Source organism: Cellulosilyticum sp. WCF-2 (assembly GCF_003990395.1).
In the GTDB taxonomy this organism is placed as follows: domain Bacteria; phylum Bacillota; class Clostridia; order Lachnospirales; family Cellulosilyticaceae; genus Cellulosilyticum; species Cellulosilyticum lentocellum.
Genome location: NZ_CP034675.1, coordinates 19,330 through 45,418, shown reverse-complemented (window position 1 = coordinate 45,418; position 26,089 = coordinate 19,330). Strand labels below are relative to the sequence as shown.

Genomic DNA, 26,089 nt, shown 5'->3' with positions numbered 1-26,089 from the left:
GGCATAATATATAAGTAAATATATGAGCAATCATTCATATAAGAAGAGGTGGAAGTATGAAGTATATATTCAGAATTGAGAATTTGGATTGTGCCAACTGTGGTAATAAAATAGAAGTAAGACTTAATAAAGAGCCTTATATTAAAGAAGCTATTTTGAACTTTATGTTAAAGAAACTCACTATTCATGTTAAAGAAGAGGAAGCGGAGCATTATCCAGAGGAAAAGCTTAGAAAAGAAATAGAGAAGCTAGCAGATGAGATAGAAAAAGGTATTAAGATCCTTAGCGTTGTAGATGAAGAAGAGGTATATATAGCACCACCTCATGAGGATTGTCATTGTGATGTTCATGACCATGAAGGAAGCTGTGAATGTCATACACATAATAGTGAAGGAGGACTGAGTAGAAATGGGCAAAAGCTTACTTCAGCTCCTAAGGCTAAAAGGGATAATGCTATCAAAAATTTTTTGGAGTCTGAGAAATTAGAGCCTACTTTATTAATAGTAAGTATTATTTTACTTGCTATAGGAGCTGTTTTAGACCAATCCATTCTTCTTATCATAGCATATATTTGTGTAGGCTATGATGTTGTCATTAATGCAGCTAAGAATTTTGTAAAAGGTAAAATGCTAGATGAAAACTTCCTTATGACTATAGCAACAATAGCTGCCTTCGCAATTGGTGAATATCCAGAAGCAGTAGCAGTTATGGTGTTTTATAAAATAGGTGAATACCTTCAAGGTAAAGCTGTTAATTACTCTAGAAAAGAAATCGAAAAGGCTATGGATATTCGTCCAAGTTTTGCTAGAGTCATTCGTAATGGAAAAGAACAGGTGGTATCACCAGAAGCAGTTTTAAAAGGTGAGATTATTGAAGTAAGAGCGGGAGAAAAATTACCACTAGATGGTGTTGTAATAGAAGGAACAAGTACTTTGGATACATCAATGCTTACAGGTGAAGCGCTACCTGTTGTGGCACAATTAGGAAGCAAGGTCTTAAGCGGTTCTATTAATAAAGAAGGTGTTATTAAAGTAGAAGTTACAACTAGCTTTAAAAATAGTACAGTTTCAAAGATTTTAGAACTTATTGAGAATGCTAGTAGTAAGAAGTCTAAGTCTGAGAATTTTATTACTAAATTTGCTAGATGGTACACACCTATTGTAGTAGGTTTAGCCATTTTAACAGCAATTGTACCTTCTTTAATCACAGGCAACTGGCAACACTGGGTTTACTCAAGTATTATTTTTCTAGTTATTTCTTGTCCATGTGCATTAGTTGTTTCTGTACCTCTTGGTTTCTTTGCTGGAATAGGTGCAGCAGCACAAGTTGGTGTTTTGGTTAAAGGAAGTAACTATTTAGAAGAGCTTAATACAATTGATACAGTTGTATTTGACAAGACAGGAACCATTACAAAGGGTGAATTTGGTGTAAGTCAAATCATTACTCAAGGAATGGCAAAGGAAGAACTTTTAGCACTAGCAGCACGTATTGAAGCAAAATCTAATCATCCCATTGCAAAATCTATTGTAAGTGCCTATGGCAAACTAAAAGATGAGGAGATCATAGGCGAGTATAAAGAAATAAGTGGTGAAGGGATTGTCGTTAATCAAGGTGACTCAGTATTGTTAGCAGGAAATGAAAAGCTAATGGCACATTATCAAATTGATTATAAACAAGAAGAGGAGATTGGCTCTCATGTTTATGTAGCAAGAGATGGGCAGTATCTTGGATGCATAGTTGTAGCTGACCAAATTAAAGCAGACAGTAAAGCTGCTATAGCCAAATTAAAAGCAGGTGGCATTAAAAAGGTGATTATGCTAACTGGAGATAAAAAAGAAAATGCATATAAGATTGGTAATGAAGTAGGTATTGATACAGTTCATGCAGAGCTTTTACCTCAAGATAAAGTAACAAAATTAGAAGAAGCTTTAAAAAATGGTAAAGTTGCTTTTGTGGGAGATGGTATTAATGATGCTCCTGTACTTGCTAGAGCAGATGTAGGTATTGCTATGGGTGGTGTAGGTTCAGATGCAGCTATTGAAGCTTCTGATATTGTATTAATGACAGATGAATTATCTTCCATTGCTGATGTGATGAGCATTGCTAAACGTACTAGAAAAATTGTAACGCAGAACATTGTATTTGCATTAGGGGTTAAAGTAATTGTACTTGTACTCGGCATTTTAGGAATTGCAAATATGTGGTTAGCTATTTTTGCAGACGTAGGCGTTTCACTTTTAGCAGTTATTAATTCTATTCGCGTTCTAGGAAAGAATGTGGGTTATGCTTTAAGAATGGTAAGAGGTAAGTAAAATGTATCGGGACTTTACTAGCTATTTGGAAAAGCTGAGTGAGGGTGACTATCCTGCGTGGCTCCGCTCCGCATTTTCATTAGGCACTAAGCTCACTTTTTTGGATGAACGCCCACAAACTCGCTACGCTCAAACACGTGGGCTAAGTACCATCCAAAACGTTCACTAAGTGTCTAATGAAAATACTCCGAAGTCACCCCGCCAGGACAGCCACCCTCACTCAGCTTTATCAACAATAACGCATAAAGCCACTCTCCTGAAGTGTTTTCAAGAAAAAAGATGAATTGCTATCGTTACGCCCTCTCCCTCATTTTCTCCCAGACGGATTTTTATTTTTAATAGAATAACACCTCTAAAAAACAAGAAGGAATGTTACCTAGTAACATTCCTTCTTGTTTTTTAGCCATGATTATTCATAAGCGATAAGGTCTAGATAGTATTTACGCAAATGTTCTGCTACTTGAAGTTTATTTGCTGGAATGGGGATTGAAATGATGCAAGTTGGCGTATCATCTATATCATATTGACCATAAACGAGTTGAAGAACAGCTTCTGGGCCTTGAGTGATAATGACGTTTTCGAGAAAATAAATAGATTTTTGTAAGCCGTAAAGTTGATTCATGAAGTAAATAGAGTCTTCTCCAAAAATGACTTCTGTAGGAATTTTCAAAGCTTTTTCGTAGTAAGTTAGTATGCATCGAATGCCTATAATGAATGCAAGAATAATTAAAATAGCAAGGGTATATCCTGTGTAAAGGATATGAGTACCGCCACTATAAGCAAACACAAGAGAAAAGATAATTCCAAGTATTAAGCTTAAGATAGCTGTAGAAATAGTGTTACTTTTCTGTTCAGATAAAGCTGCTTTAAGCGTGGAAGAACTACTAATATCATAAGTCCAGTGTGCAAGCACAGGAGCATGATGATCAATAAGGGTCTTGATTTTTACATATTTTCTATAATGAACAGCAGAGGCGATTAAACCAATGATAATAAAGCAAATAGAAAAAAGGAGTAATGCACTTTTGCTGGAATTAGGAAGAGTCTGTAGTAAAGCAGCAGAGATAGTAAAAGTAATGCCTAATAAAAAAATGGAAAACCATAAAATACAGTGAATAGATTCTTTTTTCATAGTATCCCTCCTTCGGACTTATGAAAGGAGTGTCTATAGTCATTATATGTAGTAGGAAGAAAAAAGGTTAATATAAAATGATAAAGATTATGGTGAATTAGCTTTCCACGCAGGAATAAATATGGATAGTAGTATACTTTCATACTAGGGAGATAGGTATTTACATAGAGAGTAGATTTTGATACAATAAAATCAAACGTATGTTCGATTGGAAGAGTGATGAAATGGCAGAGAAAGTTATTTTTCATGTAGATGTTAATTCAGCTTTTTTAAGTTGGGAAGCAAGTTATAGAAAGCAAATTTTAGGGGAAGAAATAGACTTAAGGGATATACCCTCTGCTATTGGAGGGGACATAGAAAAGCGTAAAGGGGTCATTTTAGCAAAATCTACTTCTGCTAAGAAGTATGGAATTGTCACCGGAGAGCCCATTGTGGCAGCATTAAGAAAATGTCCAGAACTTACTATTGTAAAGCCTAATTTTAGTGTATATGTAGAGTATTCTAATAAGTTAATGATGCTTTTAAGGGAGTATTCTCCAGTTGTTCAGCAATATTCTATAGATGAGGCATATATAGATATGACAGGGACGGAAGGATTATATGGAAACCCTTTGGATATAGCTTATAAGATTAAAGATAGAATTTATGAGGACCTAGGTTTTACAGTTAATATAGGGATTTCTTGTAATAAGCTACTAGCTAAAATGGCAGGAGAATTAGAAAAGCCTAATTTGGTGCATACTTTATTTCCAAGTGAAATTGAAAAGAAAATGTGGCCATTACCTGTAGGTGAACTCTTCTTCGTAGGTAAAGCAACGGAGAAAAGTTTAAAATTATTAGGAATTAGAACTATTGGCGAATTAGCAAAAGCTGATGTGAAATTATTAAAGCTTCATCTAAAAAAACAGGGGGAGATTATTCATCAATATGCTAATGGTGTAGATGCTTCAGCAGTAGAGGAAGAACAAGCACCTCATAAAGGCTATGGAAATTCTATGACGATTCCTTATGATGTGAATTCGGTAGAGAGTGCTTATCTCGTATTATTGTCCTTGTGCGAAACAGTAGGCACTAGATTAAGAGCAGCAGAGGTAGAAGCTAGTTGTTTGGCAGTAAGTATTGTAGATACTTTTTTTGAAAGAAAATCACATCAAATGGTATTACCAAGCTCAACAGCAGTGACTAAAGAACTATATAAGTATTCTTGTAAAATATTTGAAGAACTATGGGATCACAAAACACCTATTAGGCAATTAGGCGTGCATACAACGAAACTGGAGAAAGAAAGCCATCATCAATTTAATTTATTTGAAACACCTAAGAATAAGAAGAATGAGAAACTAGATAAAGCAATAGATACCATTAGAAATAAATATGGGGAAGATGCAGTCATGAGAGCGGCTTTTGTCGGATCAAAGTTAGACCATATGGCAGGTGGCATTTCAAAAGAAAAGAAAAGCAGCATAACAACAAGTAAGCTTTAAGCTATAAGAATAAATTGCTACTGAGTATCTCATACTAATGAAGAGATGCATAAAAAGGAGGCGAGCACATGGCTAAAGCTGGTATGAGAAGACCAGGAGTTAATGAACCTCATGGCACAGAAAGTAATAGTAAAGGGCATTATAACAAAAATGCTATGGAACCTGTTCCAGAGATTCAAGGCAAAGCAAAAACTGGTAATAAAAAAGCTGGGAGAATTTATTAAAATGTAGAAATAAATTACCACAAGGAACAAATCTTTGTGGTAATTTATTTTTTTTTGTTAGCATGGGTAGAATAAATACTTATGCAACTTATGTATGGATTACCTACACTATATTCAATATGAATTGATAATTAAATTTATGAAATTATAATGAAGACATGAAAAGTAAGAATATGTTTTATATTATCTAATACTAGAGAGATATAGGACTAAAGTGAATTTGGTTTGATTATAAGTATGGTAATAGATAATAAAGAAGGGAGTTGTCGCCTATAGGAGAAAAATGTTGTAAATACCCGTATTAAAAAGTAAATAAAAAAATTAGGAGGAATAGTATGAATAAGAGAAAAACGATGGGGCTTATGAGTGCTTTATTAGTTGGAGCACAATGTTTAACTCCACTTAGTGTTTTTGCAGCGGCAAATACACCTGTGGTTGTACCAGAATCGACGAATGTGTATGAACAGAGATTTTTAGACCTGTATGAGGATATTAAAGATAGTAGTAATGGCTATTTTAGTCCACAGGGCGTACCTTATCACTCTATTGAAACATTAATGGTTGAAGCACCTGACCATGGACATGAATCAACTAGTGAAACAGCTAGCTATTATGTTTGGTTAGAAGCTATGAATGGTAAATTCACAGGAGACTTTAGTGGTCTTAAAGAAGCTTGGAATGTTATTGAAAAATATTATATTCCAACAGATTTAGATCAACCAGGTCAAACAGATTACAATCCAAATAGCCCTGCTACATATGCATCAGAATATCCTTTACCAGATTATTATCCTAGCCAATTACAATTTGGTTTACCAGTAGGTACTGACCCTATTGCTAATGAACTTAAAAGTACCTATGGAACTTCTAAAATCTATGGTATGCACTGGCTTATAGATGGTGATAACTTCTACGGTTATGGTAGAAGAGGAGATGGTGTATCAGCTCCTTCTTATATTAATACATTCCAACGTGGAGAACAAGAATCTACGTGGGAAACTATTCCACAACCATCATGGGAAGATTTTAAATGGGGTGGAAAAAGTGGTTTCTTACCTTTCTTCACAGGTGATGCTAACTATTCAAAACAATGGAGATACACAAATGCACCAGATGCTGATGCACGTTTAGTACAAGCTATGTACTGGGCGAAAGACTGGGCAGAAGAGCAAGGCCAAAATATTGATACTTATGTAGCTAAAGCAAGTAAAATGGGTGACTACCTAAGATACGCTATGTTTGATAAGTATTTCATGAAGATTGGTGCACAAGGTAAAACACCAGGACAAGGTTATGAAGCAGCACACTACTTAATGTCATGGTATTATGCTTGGGGTGGTGGACTTGATGCTAACTGGAGCTGGAGAATTGGTAGTAGCCACAATCACTTTGGTTACCAAAGTCCAATGGCAGCTTGGGTTCTTTCAACAGATAGTGACATGATTCCAAAATCACCAAATGCTAAACGTGACTGGGCTAAGAGCTTAGATAGACAAATTGAATTCTATCAATGGTTACAATCTGCTGAAGGGGCTATTGCAGGTGGTGCAACTAACTCATATGGTGGATCTTATGAGAAGTATCCAGCAGGTACAAGTACTTTCTATGGTATGGCTTATGATGCTCATCCAGTATACGAAGATCCAGGCAGTAACCAATGGTTTGGTATGCAAGGTTGGTCAATGCAACGTATGGCTGAGTACTATTATGAATCAGGAGATTCAAGAGTTAAAGGCCTTCTTGACAGATGGGCTGCATGGGCTAAGTCAGAAATTCAATTATATGATGATGGTACTTTTGCTGTTCCTTCTACACTTCAATGGAGTGGACAACCAGATACATGGACAGGGTCTTACACAGGTAACAAGAACCTCCATGTAGATGTTATTAACTATGGTACAGACCTTGGTACAGTAGCTTCTATGGCTAATACACTTACTTTCTATGCAGCAGCAACTAAGAAATACTCTCCAGAACAAGATTATCAAAGTTATGTAGATATAACAAAAGAAGTATTAGATCGTATGTGGACACTTTACAGAGATGATAAAGGGGTAGCTGCACCTGAAGTTCGTGCTGACTACAAACGTTTCTTTGAACAAGAAGTTTATGTACCAAGTAATTACACTGGAAAGATGGCAAATGGAGATGAAATCGTACCAGGTGTAACATTTATTGAATTACGTTCTAAATATAAGAATGATCCAGACTTTGCAAGACTTGAACAAGCTTACAAAAATGGTGAAGACTTCGAAATTACATATCACAGATTCTGGGCACAAGCAGAAATCGCTATTGCAAATGGTACAATGGCTATGTTATTCCCAGGTGATGAAGTAGTTATGAACGTAGCAGTTACAACTCCACAAAATGGTGATGTAATTGAAGTGGCAAAAGATTCAACAGGCATTGCAGTAAAAGCTGATGCTTCTATTGATAAAGGTTCTATTTCTAAAGTAGAATTCTATGCTGATGGTGTTAAATTTGCAGAAGATACAGATGTTAATTATGAAGCAAACTATGTACCAACTAAAGATAATTTAACAGCAGCAGGAACAAAACAAGTAACATTTAAAGTAGTTGCATACTCAGATAAGAATGTTGCTAAAGAATCAGCACCAATCACAGTAACACTTAAGTTCCCAGGAATTGAGTTACCAGTAGTTAACATTGTAAAACCAGTAACAGGTGATGTTATTGATTATAAAACAACTCAAACTCCTATTACTGTAACTGCAGAAGCATCTGTTAAAGATAGTACAATTGCTAAGATTGAATTCTTTGCAGATGGAACCAAGATTGGTGAAACAACAGGTAATGGTAGTGTATCATTTGTACCAACTAAAGATGGTATGGATGCAGAAGGCATAAAAGAAATTACGCTTACGGCAGTAGCTACATCAGCTGAAGGTGCAAAAGCAACTTCTGAAGCTGTTAAAATTAAAGTTCAATTTAAAGTAGCTAATAAACCAGTTGTTGTTGTTACAGCTCCAGCTGCTAATACAGTAATTGATGCTACAAATGGAAAACAAACTGTAGCCGTTTCAGCTGAAGCAACAGTAAAAGATGGTACTATTAAAGAATTAATTATTTACGCTGATGGTAAAGAAATTGGCAAAGCTAATGGTGCTACATGTACAGCAACTTATACTACACCAGATGGATACGGTCCAAAACCAGATGGTATTGTTAATGTAGTATTTACAGCAAAAGCAACAACTACAGAAGATATGAGTGCGACATCTGATGCAGTTAAAGTACAAGTTAAATTACCAGTTGAACAAGTAGTTGAACCAAGTGTAAATGTTAATGTAGCACATAATAATAAAGGTGGTGCAACTACAAATACACTTGGAGGACAATATGTAGTAACATCAGATGGCCCAGTAGATTTATCTAAACTTGCTATCCGTCACTACTATACTTTAGAAGGTAACGCAGCACAAACAGCATACAAAGATAATGCTGGTATGAATCTTAATGCAGCACCTTGGTATGTAAATCTTACTCCTGATGTATCAGTAAATGTTGTTCAAGTTAGTGGCGATCAATACTACATGGAAATTACATTTACATCAAACCAAGTATTAAATGCAGGTGGAAAGATTGACATGGGTATTCGTCTTTCTAAGAATGATTGGTCAAACTATGATCAAACCAATGACTACTCATACACTTCAGGAACAGTTGTATTATACAATGGTGAAGTTGTAAGTGGTACTATGCCATACTAATCATAAATAAATCCCCTAAAAGTTTAATATACTAATTTCAATATAATCTCGGTAACTTAGGTTACCGAGATTATACTCTAAAAGGAGGAAAAGTAATGATAGGGTTTAAGAAAAAGTCAAGACAAATAGTCAGTTCTGCATTAGCTGTAGGGTTAACATTAGGCACTATGGCTTTTAATGGTATAGAAGTAAAAGCGGCTACAAACTTTAATTATGGAGATGCTTTTCAAAAAGCATTAATGTTTTATGAATTTCAAAAGTCTGGTAATTTACCTGATAATCAGAGAAATAACTGGAGAGGTGATTCTGGCTTAAAAGATGGAGCTGATGTAGGTTTAGATTTAACAGGTGGTTGGTATGATGCAGGTGACCATGTTAAATTTAATTTACCTATGGCTTATGCCTCCACAATGCTAGCGTGGTCTTATATAGAAGACACTGATGTTTATAAAGCTAGTGGACAAGATAAATACATGCTTGATGAAATCAAATGGGCGAATGATTATTTTATCAAATGTCACCCTTCTGCTAACGAATACTATTATCAAGTAGGTAATGGTGGAGCAGACCATGCTTTCTGGGGATCTGCAGAAATTATGCAGATGGAAAGACCTGCTTATAAGTTAGATCTTAATAATCCAGGATCAGCTGTAAGTGCAGGAACAGCTGCATCACTAGCAGCTTCTGCAATTGCATTTAAAGATATTGATCCTGCTTATGCAGCAACTTGTTTAAAACATGCAAAAGAACTTTTAAATTTTGCTGAAATCACAAAGAGTGATGCGGGTTATATGAAACAAGCAGCAGGCTTTTATTCTTCACATAGTGGATATAGTGATGAGATTTCATGGGGAAGCATGTGGATTTATTTAGCTACAGGTGATGAGAGCTATTTACAAAAAGCAAAAGACTATTCTTCTGGCTGGTCGAAAGTGGACCAAAGTGATGAGATTGCTTATAGTTGGGTACACTGCTGGGATGATGTACATTATGGTGCCAGTCTTTTATTAGCTCAGTATGGTGGTGATGAAAAGTTTAGAAAAGTAATTGAAAATCACTTAGACTATTGGACAACAGGCTTAAATGGTGACCGTGTAACTTACACACCTAAAGGTCTTGCATGGAGAGACTCATGGGGCTCATTAAGATATGCAACGACAACAGCATTCTTAGCTAGTATTTATGCAGATTGGGAGGACGCTGATGCAAAAAGAGCACAAACCTATCAAAACTTCGCTAAGTCTCAAGCAGATTATGCTCTTGGTAGCACAGGACGTAGTTTTGTAGTTGGTTTTGGAGTAAATCCACCTACTAAACCACATCATAGAACAGCTCATGGTGCATGGGAAAATAATTTATCAGGACAACCATATGAGCCAAGACATGTACTTATTGGCGCTTTAGTAGGAGGACCAGATAAAAATGATAAATATACAGATGTAATTTCAGACTATGTATCAAATGAAGTAGCAAATGATTACAATGCTGGTTTTGTAGGTCTAATGGCTAAAATGTATGAGGATTACGGCGGAATCATCGATCCTAACTTAAATGCTATAGAAGAAGTTGGAGAAGAAATATTTATTGAAGCAGGTATTAATGCACAAGATAAACAAAATGCGATTAATTTTATAGAGATTAAGTCAGTGGTTTATAATAGAAGTGCTTGGCCAGCAAGGGTAACAGATAAACTTGCTTATAGATATTTTGTAGATATTAGTGATGTATTAGCAGCAGGTTATAAAGCTAGTGATATGAAAGTTACATCTAGTTATAGTCAACATTCAGCAAAGGTATCTAGCTTACAACCTTGGGATGCACAAAATGGCATTTATTATGTAGAAATTGACTTAACTGGAGCTAAGATTTATCCAGGTGGTCAAAGTGAGCACAAGAGCGAAATGCAATTTAGAATTGCAGCTCCAGGGAAATGGGATTATACAAAGAGTCCATCATTTGCGGATATAGCATCTTCAAGCCCAAATAGCTTAGCAAAAGCAAATCATTTTGCATTATATGATAATGGTAAATTAATATTTGGTCAGGAACCTTCAGGGGCTACAAAGGTTTATGCACCAACGACAAGTATTGCATCACCAGTAGCAGGAGCTATCTTTAAAGATGTAACAGAAGCAAATCCAGTTGTTATTAAAGCAAATGCAGAGGTACAAGAAAGTACTATTTCAAAAGTAGAATTTTTTGTAGACGGTACTAAGATTGGAGAAAGCACAAAGGCGCCTTATGAAATGAATTTTGTACCAAGTGACTACAGTACAGTTGCAGGTACTACAAAGGATTATAGCTTGACTGTCAAAGCAACAGCAGCTAATGGCAAATCTACTACTTCTGAAGCTGTTAAAGTATCTGTTGTTTTACCAGTACTAGCAGCACCAACAGTAGCTGTTACTGCTCCTATTGATGGAACAAGCATAGATATGAGTAAGGGAATTACAGCCATTACTATGAATGCTACAGCTGAAATAGAGAAGTCTACTATTCAAAAAGTAGTATTTTATGTAAACGGTAAGGTAGTAGGTGAAAGTAAAGTGGCACCATATACAGCATCTTATTTACCAACTGGCTCAGCTAGTCAATTAGGTGAATTAAGTGAGTATATTATAACAGCTGAAGCAATTGCAGCGAATGGTACCAAAACAATATCTAAACCTGTTAATGTATCTGTACAACTTCCTGTCATAGCAGCACCAGAGGTAGAAATTGTTTCACCTGCTAATGAAGAAACTTTTGCAGAGGTAACAAAGCAAATAGAAGTAAGTGTTGCTGCAGATGTATTAGAAGACGATATTAAGTTGGTTGAATTCTATGCAGATGGCAAAAAATTCGCTGAAAGCACTGGCGCAGTGAATGGCGAATATACAGCTACTTATGTAACAGAAGGCACAGTTACAGAAATGGGTCAATTAACACCTATCAGCTTTACAGCTAAAGCAACATCTACAAAAGGAAAAACAACTACATCAGCGGCTGTTAAAGTATATGTACAGCTTGAAGTAGTAGAAGCACCAGTAGTTGACTTTGTATTAGAGGTTGGCAATACAGGCAATGGTCAAGCATCTACTAACACACTTACAAATAACTTTAAGTTAGTACATAAGAGTGGTAATGATATTGATTTATCTAAATTAGAAATCCGTTACTACTTTACTGCTGATGGTAGTGAAGAACAAACGGTGTGGTGTGATAATGCAGCAGCTCAAATGAATAAAGCACCATGGTATAGTCCTTATACAAGTAAAGTAAATGGAAAAGTTATCAAAATGGATGCTACTAAAGCAGGAGCAGACTGTTATATTCAAATAACGATCAATGCATCAGAAATGATTTCAGAAGGTACCACTTTAGAGATTGCTACTAGAACAGCAAAATCTAATTGGAGCAATTATGATCAAACTAATGACTATTCTTACGGAAATGCTGGCAAGGTTTGCGTTTACTATGATGGTAATTTAGTTGCTGGTGTAGAACCATAGATGTAGAAATACGAATAGGTTGTAATTAAAAGTAAAATAGAATAGAGCAAGTAGTTGCAAAAAAGCGATATATTATTCCATGGTATAATATATCGCTTTTTGGAGTTAGTAGTTTATGTTACAAACAGATTAAAAATAGGTGAATTTTTTGTAAAGTTTTAAAAAAATAATAAAAATAGTTAAAAAACTTAAACTAATATGATAATATCTAAGTGTAAAAAGAGTGATATTTGGGTAAGTATACCAATTATTTAGGGGGAGGATAGAATGTTCAGGATTTTTGTATGTGATGATGAAGAAATCTTCCGTAAACATTTAGAAGAGCTTTTAGAAGAATATTTAAAAAGCCGTATAAAACAATATGAAATACAATATTTCTCTTCAGCTGAAGAACTCTTAAAAGCTAACTATGACCAGTGTGATGTATTTTGCTTAGATGTTGAAATAGAAAATAGTATTAATGGCATAACATTAGCAAAGAAAATACGTCAGAAAAATTTAAAAGCAGACATAATCTTTACAACTAGCCATCCAGAAGAGGCTCATTGTGCTTTTGAAGTTAACACGCTTAGGTATTTATTAAAACCTATACAGAAGGAACAGCTCTTTAAAACATTCGATTTGATTTTAAAGAAAAGGAAAGAAAAGCTTTCAAAGTTAATTACACTTAATCAAGGGCAGAGATTCTTTCAAATTCCATTTGCGGATATTCTTTATTTTGAAACATTGGATAGAAAGTTACGTGCAGTTACAAGTCAGAAGGAATACATCATTGATAATAAAATTAATGAAGTAGACAAGTTCGTGGCTGATAAGGGATTTTTTAGAATTCATAAATCTTATCTAATTAATTTAGGGTATGTGAAGGAATATGATCAAGCAACTGTAACCATGCAAAATGGTGATGTGGTGTATATGAGTCGTCTAAGGATTAAAGCTTTTAAAGAAAGCTTTCGTCTCTATTTAAAGGAGGCACACCGACTTGGATAGATTAAATTTACTAGCAGGTGCATTAAGCTGTTTTGTGATGCAAGCGATGTGTTTAAGTGTCTTCTTAGATCAAGCTCAATTAACTAGAAAGCGAACTATAAGATATAGTATTTATGCTAGTATAATATTGGCATTTATGTTTATTAGTGTTGAAAATTCTAAATTTGGATTACTTTTTTTTGGTATTTGTTTTGCGAATTTTTTATTTGAAGGTAAACTCCTGCAAAAAGTTTGGGTCAATCTTTTAGGTCTTGCAGTGATATATGGTATAGGTACTTTGGATTGGATGGTTGTCGACTCAATTATAAAAGATTATGGAGTTCATTGGCTTGAGAATCAAATAGTAACAGAGATAAGAGGTACCTTAGAAGTTACCGTTTTATGGCTTTTAGCTAAACAAACTAGTGTCATTTATAAAGAAAACGGGCAGTATAAAAGAGTTACGAGAAGACAAGCATTTACCATTATATTACTCACCATTACCGCAGTATATACATTTTTTATATGTGATGCAGCTTATTTTGGTGATATTCAACTCTTGAAAAATATTAGTTTAGCACCGTATATCATGATATTATTTATTTGTATAATACTGTTAATTCTGGGAGTTAATCAAGAAATGAATAAACTCTATTATAAATGGAGTAATGAATGTATGAGTGAGCAACTAGAGAGGCAACTTAAATATTATCATAAATTAGAAGAAGTAAATAAAGAAACAAGAGCTATTAAGCATGATATGCACAATCATATGCTGATTATTAAGGGCTTGGCGCAGCAAGGACAATTACATAAGTTAGAGCAATATATAGGAGAAATGGAACAGACGACAGAGAGGCTGGGTTGTATGGTTCATACTGGAAATTCTATTGTGGATGCTATTTTAAATGATAAATTACAAATAGCTAAAGAAAGAAATATTCAGATGGAATATGAAGTAAGATTAAGTAACCAACTCACCTTAGATGATATGGATTTATGTGTTATATTTGCTAATAGTTTAGATAATGCTATAGAGGCTTGTGAAAGAGTAGAGGATGGTAGAGTGAAGAAAATTCAAATGAAAGCAGTCTGCGATAGAGGTTATTTTTTCTATAACATAAAAAATACTGCTAATGGTAGGGTGGAGGTGGATCAAAAGAAAGAATTTCCTACTAATAAAAAAGATAGTATTAATCATGGTTTTGGTTTGGCTAATATTAAAAAGAGTGTACAAAAGAATAATGGGAATATCAATATTCTAAGTAAAGAAGAAGAATTTTACTTAGAGATAGATATACCTGTTAACTATGGTATAACAGCTTAGGTATTAAAAATATACATCTTAAGCAACTACAATGTAAATGCAATAAAAATAGTTTATATTAAAGTTACTAGGGGTAATATTAATAATCTATGAGGAGGTAAGTATATGAAAAAGAATCATCAGGTAAAAAAGAATGGATGTTTTCAAGAGCTATCAACGAAAGAAAAGCAAAAAGTTACAGGTGGTGCAATGGGGTTTGCTGCTACTTTATTGAAACAATTAGTACCTTATATCATGCCATAACTAAGATATTACAGAATATAATGGTATAATACTAATGAATTAAAAAAATATTTAGTTAAATAATAGAAATACTGATTAAAATATTATAATATTTTATTAGTATTTCTTTTTTTTGTACACAAATATAGCCGGGGGTAGAAAAGAGGGACGGTATGGCAAAGTATTATTGTATTATGCAATACGATATGACAGACTGTGGAGCAGCATGCTTAGCAACAGTTTGTAAGCAATATGGACTTAGTACACCTATTACTAAAATTAGAGAAGCAGCAGGGACAGACACAGAAGGAACCAATGTAGCAGGTATGTTAGAAGCAGCTGAGAAGTTAGGCTTTAGTGCTAAGGGGGTTAAGGGTGAAGCAGAAGCATTATTAAGCGAGTTTCCTTTGCCAGCAATAGCTCATGTGATTAAGGAAGGAGGTTTAATGCATTATGTTGTTATACATAAAATCACTAAGGAGCAGGTCATCATAGCAGATTCAGCAGATGGTTTAGTGACTTACAAATTCGAGGATTTTACCCGTATATGGTCTGGGGTGCTTATTTTATTAGTGCCAACCAGTGAATTTAAGAAAGGAAAGGAAACAAAGGGCTTATTTGAACGTTTTCTTCATTTACTTAAGCCACAAAAAGGTATTGTGCTACAAGTATTTGCGGCATCACTTCTTTATACAGCATTAGGATTATTAGGAGCATTTTATATGCAATTTCTACTAGATGATATTTTGCCCTATAATATGTCCAAAACTTTAAATATCCTATCCATTGGGGTACTAGTACTTTATACTTTTCAGATGCTACTTAGTTTATTCAGGTCCCACTTATTACTTTTTTTGAGCCAGAAATTAGATATAGCTCTATTATTAGGTTATTATGAGCATATTCTAAAATTACCTATGAACTTTTTTGGGACAAGAAGAGTAGGTGAGATTATTTCTAGGTTTCAAGATGCAGGCCATGTAAGAGATGCTATATCAGGAGCAACGCTAACCATAATGATCGACACGATTATGGTAATAGTAGGAGGCATTATTTTATATATGCAAAATGCGCTGCTGTTTGGAATCACCTTAGTGGTCGCTCTGCTCTATGGCGTGGTAGTAGTGAGTTTTAATAAAACCTTGAAGAAAGGCAATAAAGCTACCATGGAAAATAACGCACAACTTACTTCGTACATGGTGGAGTCACTAAATGGTATTCAAACCGTTAAGGTCTTTAATGCAGAGAAAAAAGTAGGGATAGAAACAGAGACAAAATTCATTAAGCTACTAAGAAGTATCTTCAAACTAAGTTTTACGACGAACTTGCAAGGCTTTTTTAAAGGCTTAATAGAATTACTTGGAGGCGTTGTCATATTATGGATTGGTGCCAATCAAGTCCTTCAAGGAGATATGTCCGTAGGTAATTTAATTACATATAATTCATTACTTATTTATTTTTTAAATCCTATTAAAAATTTAATCAATTTACAACCTCAGCTTCAAACAGCTATGGTTGCAGCAGAGCGATTAGGTGAGATCTTAGATTTAGAGATAGAAAATGGAGAAGAAGAATCTAGAAAGATGGAGCCAAAGCATTTAGAGGGGGGAATTTCTTATAAGAATGTCACTTTTAAATATGGCCAAAGGCAAAATGTGTTAGAAGAGATTAATTTAGAGATTAAGCCAGGAGAAAGAATTGCATTAGTAGGGGAAAGTGGTTCAGGAAAAACGACTTTAGCCAAACTATTACTTAATTTGTACCCGTTAGAAGAAGGCGAAATATTAATAGACAACAATAATATCCTAGATATTAAAAAAGAGGTTCTTAGAACCAAGATTGCTTATGTACCACAAGAAACCTTTTTATTCAGTGGGACTATTATGGAAAATCTAGCCCTAGGCATAGAACGGATCAGTATGGAAGAGATAGTAGAAGCATCCAAGATGGCCAAAGCACATGATTTTATCAATGAACTTCCACTAAGATATGAAACACTTCTAGATGAGAATGGTGCCAACTTATCAGGTGGTCAGAGGCAGAGGCTAGCTATAGCAAGGGCTATATTAAAGAAGCCTAATATTTTAATTTTAGATGAAGCTACTAGTAATTTAGACTCAATTACTGAAGCAGCTATAGAGTCTACTATAAGGCAGTTAAGCCGGTCTATGAGTACTATTATTATTGCACATCGATTAAGTACTATTAAATTATGTGATCGCATCTACGTATTAGATAAAGGAAGAATCGTAGAAACAGGGGCACATAAGGAACTAGTAAGTATAGGTGGTAGATATGCATCCTTATGGAGAGAACAAATATCAGGATTAGAAGTAGGGGAGGTAAACTAATGAAAGCCATTATTAAAAATATAAATGAGTTATCAGATAGTAAAGAACTCTATGAGACCAAACCTAATCCCTTCTTTGCCATTTTTATAGGACTATTGATAGGAATAGTTGTGGCAGCTATTATATGGATGTACTATGGGGAGATTGATATTGTATCTAAGGGTAGGGGCATGATTAGACCCAATGAACAATTAAGTATTATAAGAAATAAATCAGGTGGAGTTGTTAATAGTAGCAATTTGCAAGAGGGAAAACGAGTAAAGGCTGGAGATGTCTTAGTAACAATTGACTGTGCAGAGCAGGAAGTAAAGAAATTACAGTTACAAGAAGTGATAAGCGAACAAGAGAAGATATTAGACAATCTAAGAACCTTGAAGAAAAGTATTGAAAGTAGCGTAAATAGCTTTAATAGTGAGCATGATGAAGCTTATGTACAAAAGTACATCCAGTATGAACAAGATTTTGAGACTCTAAAAAGGAGCCAGATAATCGATAGTCAAAACGAGGAGATAGACCTAAAACAGGTGAATTTGAATAAGGCAAGCTATACAGAAAAAATAAAAAAAGCAGAGAAAGATATAGCAGGCTTAGAAACGCTTAAACAATCTGTTAATGAGGAAAAGTCTATTTTTAAAGATATAGATAGTATCTATGCAATAGAGTTTGAGACATATCTGTATGATAGGGATGCTTTAAAGAGTAAATTAGAAGAGGCAAAAACACTTTATAACCTAAATGTAGAGTTAGATGAACAGAATTTGGTAGCCAAAGAAGAATTAAAAGCTTCTAAACAAAAAGTAGGGGAACTCAAAAATCAATTAGATACACAAAAGCTAACACTACTTAAAGAAGTGGAAGAAAAAATTGAAGCCAATCAAACTATAATAGACACATCTACTATAGAGAATAATAAACTAATTATTAGTGAGGAACTCCTGAAAAATAAAGTAGCCAAAAGAAAATTAGCACTTGAGCAGTTTAAGACAGGTGAACTAGTCAAGTTAGATAATCAAATCCAAGAACTAGAAGTTCAATATCAATCGGATAAGAGGAATCTAGAAGGTATACAGATAGCTATAGATGATTGTACTATACGTGCTTCCATAGATGGAACCTTAAATGTAGTACAAGAAATTAATAAAGGTGATTTATTAACGGAGGGAACAGAGCTTGGGAAAATAATTCCCGTTAGTGATAGTATTTATAAGGTTGAGATCTTTGTTCCCAATAATGATATAGCAGGTCTTAAGGTTGGACAGGAAATCGAATATCAATTTGATGCACTTTCCTACCGCGAGTATGGCAAGATCAAGGGTCATATTACTAATATTTCTACAGATGCTAGTCAAACAGAATTAGGAGGAATGAGTGGTTATTGGATAACTGGTAGTCTAGAAGATGTAAATCTTTACAGTTACAAAAATGAGCCCGCTGATTTAAAAATTGGTATGAGCTGTAATGCATACATTATCACAGAACAAAAGAAAATATTGTACTATGTTTTAGAAAAAATCAATTTAAAAGAATAATGATTCAGGTTTACTTGTAGGAACGAAGATTTTTTTGCTTCCTACAAGTAAATTTGCTTGACAGGTGATTTATAATAAAATAGTATAGAAGAGGCTTAAATTAAGAAAGTCTTTGTATGAAAAATAAAAAATGATAAATACTAAAGGGAGTGTGAGTATCCGTGGACGTCGGACCGAGTTATAGGCGTTTAAAAAATCAATTAAATAATGAGAATACTCACCTTGTTTTAATGCAAAGGTAGCTTTTTGTGCTGTCACAAAATCACCACTTGCACTAAAAAGGTGAGGGGTGGAGGATGTGAAAAGATGAAACAAATTTATAAAACATTTGATGCAGGGCTAAAAGCTATTGAATCCTTCGAAGAAGGCGCATGGATTAATTTAATTAATCCTACACCACAAGAGATTAACGAAATTTCTGAGGCTTTCAATATTGAAGTTAATCATATTTTATCCGCACTGGATGAAGAGGAAAGAGCTCGTATTGAAGTAGATGATAACTGTACAGTTATTATCGTAGACGTACCTATTAAAGAAACAGAAGAAGGTATGGGTGATTATGCTACCATTCCAATGACTATTATTTTAGGCGATAAGTTCATTATTACAACTTGCTTAAAAAATATTCAGTTACTAGAGGATTTTAGTTCTGGTAAAATTAGAGGTTTCTTTACCTATAAGAAAACAAGATTTATATTACAGCTTCTTTATAAAAATGCGTCTTACTACTTACAATACTTAAGACACATCGATCGTATGAGTCATAAGATTGAACAAGAGCTTCATAAATCTATGAAGAATAAAGAGCTTATTCAGCTTCTTGATTTGGAAAAGAGTTTAGTATACTTTACAACATCACTTCGTTCTAATGAAATTGTACTTGAGAAGATGATGAGAATGGAAAATGTAAAGCAATATCCAGAGGATGAAGATTTGCTAGAAGATGTTATTATTGAAAATAAACAGGCTATTGAGATGGCCAACATTTACAGTAACATTTTAAGTGGAACCATGGATGCATTTGCATCTGTTATTTCTAACAACTTAAATATTGTGATGAAGACTCTTACTTCGATTACTATTGTTATGTCTGTGCCAACAATGATTGCTAGTTTCTGGGGAATGAACGTTATAGTACCATTCCAAGATGGCAGCCCATATGCTTTTGTGGGAATAGTAGCTTTCTCAATTGCTTTGACAGTATTACTAGCATTATTTATGATTAGAAAAAAATTATTTTAAATAGATAAAATAGCTATACGCCTAATAAGTTTAGATTATTAGAAGTATAGCTATTTTTGCGTGTTCATAAAGATTTATGACTTTACTAGGCTATTTGGACGGAACTGAGAGAGGGTGGCTGTCCTGCGTGGTTCCGCTCCGCATTTTCAGTAGGCACTAAGCTCACTTTTTTGGATGAACGCCCACAAACTCGGTTCCCTCAAACACGTGGGCTAAGTGCCTACTGAAAATACTCCGAAGTCACCCCACTAGGACAGCCTCCCTCTCTCAGTTTTACCAACAATAACGCGTAAATTCACTCTCCTGAAGTATTTTCAAGAAAAAATAAAAAGAATAATTGCTATTATGTCTTTTTTGCACTTCTCGTTTAGGGGCTTGAACGTTTATGATGTCAATAACGTTTGTGAAAATGAGGGGGAGGGCTATCTGGAAGAGTGACTTGGGAAAATTTTTTAGAGGTACTTGGCGAAAGTTTTGGATGGGTTTTAGCACGAGTGTTTGACCAACGGGAGTTTTCGTGCATTCATCCAAATAAGCGAGCCTAGTGCATCAAAAAATTTGAACCGGAACTCTGGAAGATAGCCCTCCCCCTCATTTTCCTCCAGACGTGATTCTCATAAACGCCCCCGACAAATTTCTGTTTGTATAGCTGAATAGTTACAACTTTTTTATAAAAGGCATATTATGTATAAAAATAATGCATCTTGGGATAACCATATTGGACTACATAACGAGCGTAATATAATAGAGGCATAAATGAAATTAATAAAGAGGCTTTATAAAAGTGTTTTATTAATCGAGGAGGGGTATGATGAGTAAGAGAATATTGAGTAAGTTAAGACAAGCTATTAGCTGTTATGCAAGAAAATTTGTTTTACCTATTGGACTTGCAATGATGTGTATTGCGCCTAATTGTGTATATGCCTATAGTACTGAAACCAATGAGTGGAAGAATGTACAAATTTATGGTGGGGGAATGATTACAGGTATTACTTTTAGTGAAGCAGAAGAAAATCTTATCTATGCCAGAACGGATATGGGTGGTATTTACCGCTGGCAAGAAGATACCGGGAGCTGGAAACCTCTCACTGACTGGGTAGGACCAGAAACATGGAGTAATCTAGGTTGTGATGGTATTGCTACAGATCCAACAGACCCTAACCGTGTTTATGCACTGATGGGAGAATATGATAATGGTTGGACAGATGTACCCGGAGCAGTATTTTGTTCTAATGATAAAGGAGAGACTTGGGACGTAGTAGAATTACCATTTTTCTGTGGTAGTAATATGCAAGGAAGACTAATGGGAGATAGGTTGATAGTTGATCCTAATAAAAATTCCAACTTGTATCTTGCATCACGTAATAATGGTTTATGGAAGAGCGAAGATTATGGGCACACTTGGAAAGAAGTGACTTCATTTCCCACCAAGGGAACTTTTAAGTACGACAAAGGAACGCAGTATGAAGGTAATCTAGGTTTAACCTGGGTAATTTGTGATGAGAATTCAAATAAAGTAGGCTCAGGTTCTCAAACTATTTATGTAGGTGTAGGAGATCAGGCACATTCTATTTATAGAAGCAAAGATGGCGGGAAGACATGGGAAGCACTCCCTAATGAACCTAGAGGAAAAGTAACCAATGAAACAACAGGTGAATGGAAAATAGAGGAGGGGGTAACTTACTTACCTTATCAATCTTATCTTACTAAAGATGGCATTCTTTATGTAACTTACTCAACTACGGCAGGACCTTATGAAACAGGTTATGGTGATGTATGGAAATTTGATACGAATACAGATACGTGGACACTTATTAGTCCTAAATCAAGTAAAACAGCACCTGATGATCCTTACTATCCTTATAATGGTATTGCTGTAGACCCACAAAATGAAGATAATATTGTGGTTATTTGCCAATCCTGGTGGCCAGATATCTTCATGTATAGAAGTACAGATGGTGGAGAAACTTGGAAGAATGTTTGGGAATGGACAAGTTATCCAGATCGTAAGCTCTACTATAAGATGGATATTTCAGATGCACCATGGTTAGATTGGGGGAATAAAAGTCAAGCAGGTGGAAGTGCTGAAATTTTCCCTAAATTGGGTTGGTGTGTAGGGGCTATAGATATTGATCCATTTAACTCAGATCGTTTAATGTACGGTACAGGTGCTACTTTATATGGTACCAATAACTTAACCAACTGGGATCAAGGTGGACAGATGGATATTACCGTTATGGCAGATGGTATAGAAGAAGTTGTATCTAATGCTTTAGTAGTAGTACCAGGTGAAGATGATGGACTTATTAGTAGCTTATATGATGTTAATGGCTTCTATCATAGTGATATTACAAAAGTACCTAGTATTTTGGCCAATGTGAAGGCTGGAGATAAATATTCTAGTTTAAATAGTTCAGTAGATATGGATTATGCAGAGCTAAATCCTAATATGGTTGTACGTGTAGGAGAAAGAAAAGAAGTAGATGGCTATGGCAATTATTTAAATGGTATGATGTGGTCAAAAGATGGAGGAAAAACATTTTCTCCTATTAGTAGTAGAATAGGTAGTAGTGCAGGGGGAGGAAAAGTTGCACTTTCAGCTGATGGCAATACAGTTGTTTGGGCTACTCCGGATGAGCCTGTAAGCTGGTCTAATGGAGGCTATAACTGGACTGCTTCTAAGGGTATTCCTACAGGAGCTAGAATTGCTTCTGACCGTGTGAATCCAAAAGTATTTTATGGTTATAAAGATGGTAGTGCTTATGTGAGTACAGATGGTGCGAAGACTTTTACAGCTGTGACAGTTAATGGTTTACCTAGTTTAAAAGATATGAATATTAAAGCAGTTAGAGGTCATGAAGGTAATGTATGGATGGGAACAAGTAAAGCTTCAGATGAAAATGAAAATGGCTTTTGGTTCTCAGAAGATTATGGTACAACTTATACCAAGATTCCAGATGTTGATGCAGTAACTTCTTTTGGATTTGGTAAAGGCAAAGAAGGCGCTAATTATGAAGCCATTTATATTGTTGGAAAAGTAGAAGGTCAACATGGTTTCTTTAGGTCTGATGATAAAGGACAAAGTTGGGTAAGAGTTAATGATGATAATCACCAATATGGTTTAGTTGACCCAGGCTGTGATGTGACTGGAGATCCTGATGTATATGGTAGAGTCTATATAGGAACTAATGGACGTGGTATTGTTTATGCTGATACTGGTAATGACACGCCTATAGTAAGTAGTAGCATTACCCCTAAATCAGCCACCTTTGATAAAAAAGAGGAATTACAAGCTGATGTCAGTGTAGAGGTTGTAGATAATGGCAATAAACTAGTGGCTATTAAAAATGGAACCACAGTTTTAACAGCTGGAACAGATTATGTAGTAGAGGGTAACAAGGTTACCGTTCTAAAAAGTTATCTAGCTACATTAGTTAATGGCACAGCTCAACTAAGCTTTGATTTTGATAATGGTATAGACCCAGCATTAACTATTACCGTTAAGGAAACAGTTAATAGTGCAAGTTTAAGTACTAATGAAGCAGTTTTTGATAAAAAAGAAGGATTACAAGCTGATATTACTGTTGACTTTGAAGCAAATGGTAATACATTAGTTGCTATTAAAAATGGTGAAAAGACATTAGCTTTAGGTAGTGATTATGTAGTAGAAGGAAATAAAGTAATTATTTCAAAAGCATACTTATCAACATTAGCTGAAGGAGTAGCTATGTTGACCTTTGACTTCAATAAAGGAAATGATCCAGTACTAAATGTTACAATATCAAAAACAGTAAATAATGCCAGCTTAGAGACAACAAGAGCTGAGTTTGACAAAGCAGTTCCAAAGGATGTTCAAGTTGTTATGAATCTAAAGGGTAACGCACTAGAAAACATTAATGTAGATGGTAAAGTCTTAGCTAAAGGTACAGATTATGTAGTGGAAGGTGAAACTGTTACTTTAAATAAAGTATTTTTAACCACACTTGAAAAAGGTGAACATACCTTGAGTTTTGTATTTAATGAGGGTTCTTCAGCTGATTTTGTAGTAAAAGTAGTTAATACTGCAGAAAAAGATGCTGTTGTTACACCAACAGAAGTAAGTTTTGATAAAAAGGTAGAAGCTAGGGCAGATATTAACTTAGAGGTAGCCTTTAATGGAAATAGTTTAGTAACCATTAAAAATGGTGAGGTTGCTTTAGTAGAAGGTAAAGACTATATAGTAGATGGAGATCAAATAACTATTTTATCTAGTTATTTAGCAACTTGTCCTTTAGGAGAGAGTAATTTAATTTTTAACTTTAGTGCAGGAGCAGTACAAAAAGTGAAATTGAAGGTAGTGGATACAACAGAGGTTGTTGTACCTACAGGAGGGCTTAGCCTTGCTTTAACTTCAACAGGAGGAACAACAACTAACACGATTGGCAGCACATTTAAAGTTCAAGTAACAGATGGAAATACATATGATTTATCTAAAGTGACAATCCGTTACTACTTTACAGCAGAAGATAGTAGTGTAGGTCAAAGCACATGGATAGACAATGCAGCTATTCAATATAGTAAATCACCATGGTATGTTAATATCAATAGTAACAGTGCTTGGAAGATTGTTAAGATGAGTGAAACGACATCTACGGCATCACACTACTTAGAGTTAAGCTTTAGTGGAGATTATTCTTTAGATACAACAGCTAAAGTGGAAGTAGCTACAAGATTAGCCAATACTAATTGGTCAAACTTTAACCAAAGTAACGACTTTTCTTATAATGATGCAAATCATGTAGCTGTTTTCTATGATGGCGTATTAGTAAGTGGAGTAACGCCTCAGTAAGTAATAATGATTTTTAGAAGGAATCACTAGGTTTAGGCTTAGTGATTCCTTTTTCTATTTTTTTGGGGAAAGAAAGTTTTTGTATTCTTTCAGTAGGAAGAAAAGGTGGGAGTAATATAGAGGTTACTGGAAAGAAGTTTACTTTTATGAATAAAGAATATATGATTACACCTAGAGGATATGTGTTATGATTCTAATTTTAGGTGAAACTTCATATAGTCTGCATATAGCTACAGTTCCAGAAACAGCAGGATATGATTACTTGCTTTCTGTAGCGACAAACCATGGTAAAGCACTAGCGACTAAAAAGGTAAATCCATTAAGCGTAATAGGTAGGCAAAACCAAAGCTAGCAGATAGTAAAAAAAGAGGGATAAGGGATGAAAAGAGCGGTACTAGTAGTGAGTTTTGGATCAAGTTATAAAGAGACGAGAGAAAAGACGATTAAACCATGTGAGGAGCTTATTGCTTCAGCCTTTGAAGGATATGACTTCTATAGAGCTTTCACGTCTAACATAATTATTAGAAAAATTGCTAGGGTAGAAAATATAAAAATTAATAATCCTATAGAAGTACTAGATGAGTTAGTTGCAGCAGGCTATGAGGAAGTTGTTGTACAAACGCTTCTTGTGATTTGCGGTGAGGAATATTGCAAGCTTAAAGGGCAAGTAGAGTGCTATAAAAATCAGTTTAAGAAGATTGTATTAGGTAGCCCCTTACTTACACAAATTGAGGATTATAAAGCAACAGTTGAAGCTGTGAAAACAGAGCTTCCAACATTGAAAGAGGGAGAAGGAGTAGTTTTAATGGGCCATGGGACGGAATATGAAGCACATTCAGCTTATTGTGCACTGGATTACATGTTTGACCAGGAAGAATTACCAGTTTATATGGGAACAGTAGAAGGATATCCAGAAATTAGAGAGATTATTAATCGTCTTAGAAAAGCAGGAGTAAGAAAAGCTTATCTCATTCCGTTTATGTTAGTAGCAGGCGGTCATGCAATTAATGATATGGCAGGAGATGAAGAGGATTCGTGGAAATCAATATTAGAAGCAGAGGGATTTGAGGTAGAATGTATTCTAAGAGGTTTAGGAGAAAATCCTAATATTAGAAAATGCTTTTTAGCCCATGCACAAGCAGCAGAGAAGGCTATAACGATATATACAGGAGACGAAGAAAAAAATTCATATTTCTCCACCATACTTATTAATAAGGATAAAAATACGAAGTGAAAAAAGGAAG

15 protein-coding genes are annotated in these 26,089 nt (G+C 34.8%); 14 read left to right on the top strand and 1 reads right to left on the bottom strand.

Going from position 1 to position 26,089, the window contains the following annotated elements; genetic code table 11:
• Positions 1-56 precede the first annotated feature (56 nt).
• Positions 57-2,312: a heavy metal translocating P-type ATPase gene (locus tag EKH84_RS00130; RefSeq protein ID WP_127064603.1), complete on the top strand. Its 2,256-nt coding sequence runs from the start codon at positions 57-59 to the stop codon at positions 2,310-2,312.
• Between the two features lie 409 nt (positions 2,313-2,721).
• Here the strand turns inward: EKH84_RS00130 and EKH84_RS00125 are convergent, their stop codons facing one another.
• Positions 2,722-3,444 carry a hypothetical protein gene (locus tag EKH84_RS00125; RefSeq protein ID WP_127064602.1) on the bottom strand — a complete coding sequence of 241 codons (723 nt, stop codon included), beginning with the start codon at positions 3,442-3,444 and terminating at the stop codon, positions 2,722-2,724.
• A gap of 224 nt (positions 3,445-3,668) precedes the next feature.
• Between EKH84_RS00125 and EKH84_RS00120 the strand changes: the two genes are divergently transcribed.
• From EKH84_RS00120 to EKH84_RS00075, 13 genes are all read left to right on the top strand, one after another.
• Positions 3,669-4,928: a DNA polymerase Y family protein gene (locus EKH84_RS00120; protein WP_127064601.1), complete on the top strand. Its 1,260-nt coding sequence runs from the start codon at positions 3,669-3,671 to the stop codon at positions 4,926-4,928.
• 68 nt (positions 4,929-4,996) lie between these two features.
• A complete protein-coding gene (locus EKH84_RS21775; RefSeq protein ID WP_013658628.1) occupies positions 4,997-5,152 on the top strand; it encodes a hypothetical protein in 156 nt (51 codons plus the stop codon).
• A gap of 335 nt (positions 5,153-5,487) precedes the next feature.
• On the top strand, positions 5,488-8,886 hold the full coding sequence (locus tag EKH84_RS22395; RefSeq protein WP_127064600.1) for a glycoside hydrolase family 48 protein: 3,399 nt from the start codon (positions 5,488-5,490) through the stop codon (positions 8,884-8,886).
• A 95-nt stretch (positions 8,887-8,981) separates the two neighbouring features.
• On the top strand, positions 8,982-12,377 hold the full coding sequence (locus EKH84_RS00110; RefSeq protein WP_127064599.1) for a glycoside hydrolase family 9 protein: 3,396 nt from the start codon (positions 8,982-8,984) through the stop codon (positions 12,375-12,377).
• A gap of 267 nt (positions 12,378-12,644) precedes the next feature.
• Entirely contained in the window at positions 12,645-13,367 is a 723-nt protein-coding gene (locus EKH84_RS00105; RefSeq protein ID WP_127064598.1) for a LytR/AlgR family response regulator transcription factor, read from the top strand.
• Complete coding sequence (locus tag EKH84_RS00100) at positions 13,360-14,673, top strand: sensor histidine kinase (protein WP_127064597.1); 1,314 nt, start codon at positions 13,360-13,362, stop codon at positions 14,671-14,673. The genes EKH84_RS00105 and EKH84_RS00100 overlap by 8 nt, the downstream gene beginning before the upstream one ends.
• Positions 14,674-14,778: 105 nt before the next feature.
• Entirely contained in the window at positions 14,779-14,916 is a 138-nt protein-coding gene (locus tag EKH84_RS21770) for a hypothetical protein (protein ID WP_190283430.1), read from the top strand.
• Positions 14,917-15,068: 152 nt separating this feature from the next.
• The gene (locus EKH84_RS00095) at positions 15,069-17,246 is read left to right on the top strand and encodes a peptidase domain-containing ABC transporter (RefSeq protein ID WP_127064596.1); all 2,178 of its coding nucleotides are present in this window, start codon (positions 15,069-15,071) and stop codon (positions 17,244-17,246) included.
• Positions 17,246-18,775 (top strand): HlyD family efflux transporter periplasmic adaptor subunit, encoded by a 1,530-nt coding sequence (locus tag EKH84_RS00090; RefSeq protein WP_190283429.1) that lies wholly within the window; start codon positions 17,246-17,248, stop codon positions 18,773-18,775. The genes EKH84_RS00095 and EKH84_RS00090 overlap by 1 nt, the downstream gene beginning before the upstream one ends.
• A 306-nt stretch (positions 18,776-19,081) precedes the next feature.
• Complete coding sequence (locus EKH84_RS00085) at positions 19,082-20,017, top strand: magnesium transporter CorA family protein (protein WP_013658620.1); 936 nt, start codon at positions 19,082-19,084, stop codon at positions 20,015-20,017.
• Between the two features lie 811 nt (positions 20,018-20,828).
• Positions 20,829-24,845 carry a X2-like carbohydrate binding domain-containing protein gene (locus EKH84_RS00080; RefSeq protein ID WP_190283428.1) on the top strand — a complete coding sequence of 1,339 codons (4,017 nt, stop codon included), beginning with the start codon at positions 20,829-20,831 and terminating at the stop codon, positions 24,843-24,845.
• A 187-nt stretch (positions 24,846-25,032) separates the two neighbouring features.
• Complete coding sequence (locus tag EKH84_RS21755) at positions 25,033-25,197, top strand: precorrin-6A/cobalt-precorrin-6A reductase (RefSeq protein ID WP_150132750.1); 165 nt, start codon at positions 25,033-25,035, stop codon at positions 25,195-25,197.
• A 27-nt stretch (positions 25,198-25,224) separates the two neighbouring features.
• Positions 25,225-26,079 carry a sirohydrochlorin cobaltochelatase gene (locus EKH84_RS00075; RefSeq protein WP_127064593.1) on the top strand — a complete coding sequence of 285 codons (855 nt, stop codon included), beginning with the start codon at positions 25,225-25,227 and terminating at the stop codon, positions 26,077-26,079.
• Positions 26,080-26,089 lie beyond the last annotated feature (10 nt).